The organism is Ureibacillus galli (assembly GCF_014836845.1).
GTDB classification, from domain to species: domain Bacteria; phylum Bacillota; class Bacilli; order Bacillales_A; family Planococcaceae; genus Ureibacillus; species Ureibacillus galli.
Window position 1 is genome coordinate 1 of sequence record NZ_JACSQA010000060.1, and the last position, 3,572, is coordinate 3,572.

Sequence of the window (3,572 nt, forward strand, 5' to 3'; positions counted from 1 at the left end):
TGAGCCAGGATCAAACTCTCCATAAAAGAAAATTTGATAAAGCTCAAATTTTTGCTGGCATCATAATGATGTCCAAATTTTGTTTCAACAATTAAGTTGAAACTGTATTCATTAACGTTTTGTTGTTCAGTTTTCAAGGTTCATGTTTTACGCCACTGATTGAAGCGACTTTTTATAGTATAACATCTAATGTTTTGTATGTCAACACTAATATTATCTACCATAAAATGCGATAACTTTTTTAGTATAACATTTTGTTATACTATTGTCAAATACTTTATAAATCTTTAATGACAACTTTATTATTATATCAATCACAATCAGTAAAGTCAATAACATTTTTTAATATCGTATAAATCCATCTTTACTGAAGAGACATTTATTACTATATCACTATAATGTATTATATGCAAGTGTTTTTATAAGAATAATATTTTCTTTTTGGTTTTATTAATAAGGATAACTAAAATGATTTTAGACAGTTGTTCTTTCTAACTTATTACAACATATGCCAAACTAATTAGTTATTAGTATATTCCTAATAATAGAGTATCCATTGTTCGTTAGCGGTGTACAGCTTGCCATTTACTTCTCTATGAAAAGAGGTCTTAGCAAATCCGTAAATGACCCACAAGATTTAGATAATAAATCGACATTTGGAATACAAACTGAGTCACATCAAAATTGGAAGGAAAGCAACAATAATATGTTTTTTGCTTCTACTTAAAAGAGCATGAATATTTGCTGATTAACAATGTACTTTACTATTCGAGGATTACCTTGGTGTAAAAATAGTCTGTTATCATGAAAATCAGTGTTGTAACTTTGTTAATACTGATGCTTTCATTGCCTCTTAACGATCATAAACGACAATTATATTGTTATTTCATTCGTGAATAATATTTACCTCATATGATGATAAGTTACCTTTAGGTAACCTTGTAATAAAAAAGTGCATACTTCACATGATAAAAGAGCATCTGTAAAATATGTGTTGAATAAGAGTAACATTTGTATAGAAAAGAGGTTTTGATTATGGGTCAATCATTAAAAGGAAAAACGGCACTCATAACTGGGAGTGGTAAAGGAATCGGAAAAGCTACTGCAATCGCTCTTGCAAAGGAAGGGGTTAATGTAGGGCTTTTAGCTCGAACAGAGGCGGATTTAAAAAGTGTTATAACAGAAATTGAATCAACTGGAGTAAAAGTCGCTTATGCTACAGGAGATGTTACTTCACTTGAACAAGTGGAAAAGGCAGTCGATTCACTGACTAATGAACTAGGATCCTTCGATATTTTAATTAACAATGCGGGAATAGGAAAGTTTGGTGGCTTTCTCGATCTTTCTCCTGAAGAATGGAAATCTATGATTGATGTTAATTTAATGGGAGTCTACTACGTAACAAGAACAGTTCTTCCGCAACTAATTGAAAAAAGTGGTGGAGATATTATTAATATTTCCTCTACCGCTGGACAGAAAGGTGCCCCTGTTACAAGTGCATATAGCGCCTCTAAATTTGGCCTCCTTGGTTTAACAGAGTCATTAGCACTAGAAGTTCGGAAACATAATATTCGTGTTACTGCTTTAACACCAAGTACTGTCGCTACAGAGCTTGCTTTTAAAGAAAATTTGACGGATGGCAACCCAGAAAAGGTCATGCAGCCGGAGGATTTAGCTGAATTTATCGTTTCCCAGCTGAAACTTCATCCTCGTGTATTTATTAAGTCAGCAGGATTATGGTCTACCAACCCATAAGTAAAAATAAAAAGACAGTGTAAAGGGTGATCTATTTATATTTTAGATTCACCCTTCTCTTCGTCTTTTAAATCCGTAGAACCTTTAATTTGCTCTATACGTTTTTTCCCCCACTCGTACATCATTTCTACAATTGGCAATAAGGTCATTCCAAGATTTGTCATAGAATATATTACTTTTGGAGGCATTTCAGGATACACTTCTCGATGAATGATCCCATCTTCCATCAGCTCACGTAATTGATTCGTTAATATTTTATGTGATATTTTGGGAAACAGTTTTTGCAACTCACTAAATCGATGTGGTCCTTCTACGCCTAGATGCCATAAAATAACTACCTTCCATTTTCCACTGATAATTGATAAAGTTAATTCTTTCTCACAATGAAAGTCACCATTGCTAATCTTTTCTTTTATCTCATCTCGTAATCTATCGGTCATAATTCTGACTCTCCATTCACAAATTCAATAAAGGCAACTGAGATACCTCACTATTTATTTAGTATATCATTATTATGTCTGGATAAATGAAACTACGCTTAGCTTGATATCAGGTATGTTAACTAACAAAATATTAATGATACTCTCTTGAACCTCAAGTTACTTCAGGTTTTATAATGAACTTATACTTTTGATGGGGGGGAATTTGATGTATAAGAATAAAAAATTTTCCATCGGGGAATTTTCAGAAAAAACAGGAATACCGATTCCTACTTTACATTACTATGATGAACTTGGTTTATTACAACCCGAAAGAAATCCTTCTTCAGAGCACCGTATATACAATTACGAAGATATTATTACCCTACAGAAAATTCTAAGTCTTAAATTTTTAGGATATAGTCTAGATAAAATTGCTAGTTTGTTACATGAATCAAGTTTTACTGCTGATTTGAATGAAAGTTTGTCCCTACACTTGCATGCATTAGAAAGAGAAAAAGTCCAAATTGAACAATCAATGCAAGCAATTAAAAGGGTGATTAAGTTAGTCGAAGAAGAAGGAGAAGTAGATAGTGCCTTGTTATTTAGTCTTATCTACAGTATGCATATGGAGCATACATGGATAGAGCGCTATAAATTAACCGAAGTCGTGGAAGAGTTATCAAAAAAATCGGAAGAAGATAAACTTGCCTTGGATAAAACATATATTCAGTTAACTAAAGCAGTGAAACAATTATATGGTAAACCAGTAGAAGACTCAAACGTTCAAAGGATGATTAAGGACTATTTAGAAGCTTCTTTTTCATTTCTAGGTGAGGACTTGATGGAAAAGATAGCTCATACTAATGTGAAAGAACTGGACATTCAAGAACTAGAAAGCATGACACCTTCTCCTTTCACAGAGGATGAACAAACATGGCTAAATCAAGCGATAGAATATTATATGAAGCAAGTCGAAATGGAATAGAAATAGATATATGAGTTTTATCCACTAAACTATATAGATCATTTACAATTAACATCAAGTTATTGTGGAATAGTATAAAACATCTACATCAATTATATTTTAAAATCTAGGATAAAACCCTTTTCTAAAACCTAAAAAGCCTGTGCGAAGTAAAATTTCACAGGCTTTGTTTTTTTTATCATAACGGACATCTTGATAAAATTTAAATACCACTACCAAAATCAATATTATAATATGAATTATCTAGTTTTTTGCATTGAATATAAAAGTTCTGAAGCGCGATGACACGTCGGAAAACGGCGTCATCTACGTCGGTCCGATGCTCATGTACGGAGTACACTGCGCTTCGGGCCTCCTTGATTCCTTGTTTTCCTCGGTCCTCCCGCTTCTCGAGGTTTTCCTTCTGTATT

4 protein-coding genes are annotated in these 3,572 nt (G+C 32.8%); 2 read left to right on the plus strand and 2 right to left on the minus strand.

Annotation, left to right across the window (positions count from 1 at the left end):
* Positions 1-1,035 precede the first annotated feature (1,035 nt).
* Positions 1,036-1,755 carry a 3-ketoacyl-ACP reductase gene (locus H9636_RS18810; RefSeq protein ID WP_191709080.1) on the plus strand — a complete coding sequence of 240 codons (720 nt, stop codon included), beginning with the start codon at positions 1,036-1,038 and terminating at the stop codon, positions 1,753-1,755.
* A 35-nt stretch (positions 1,756-1,790) separates the two neighbouring features.
* Here the strand turns inward: H9636_RS18810 and H9636_RS18815 are convergent, their stop codons facing one another.
* Positions 1,791-2,195, minus strand: a complete 405-nt coding sequence (locus H9636_RS18815) for a winged helix-turn-helix transcriptional regulator (protein WP_191709081.1) — start codon at positions 2,193-2,195, stop codon at positions 1,791-1,793.
* A 208-nt stretch (positions 2,196-2,403) separates the two neighbouring features.
* Here H9636_RS18815 and H9636_RS18820 point away from each other — a divergent pair, with 208 nt between their 5' ends.
* Positions 2,404-3,162, plus strand: coding sequence for a MerR family transcriptional regulator (locus H9636_RS18820; protein WP_191709082.1), 759 nt, complete (start codon positions 2,404-2,406; stop codon positions 3,160-3,162).
* Between the two features lie 202 nt (positions 3,163-3,364).
* Here H9636_RS18820 and H9636_RS19215 read toward each other — a convergent pair.
* Positions 3,365-3,572 (minus strand): hypothetical protein (locus tag H9636_RS19215; RefSeq protein WP_225230343.1); only part of this gene is annotated, 208 nt, incomplete at its 5' end.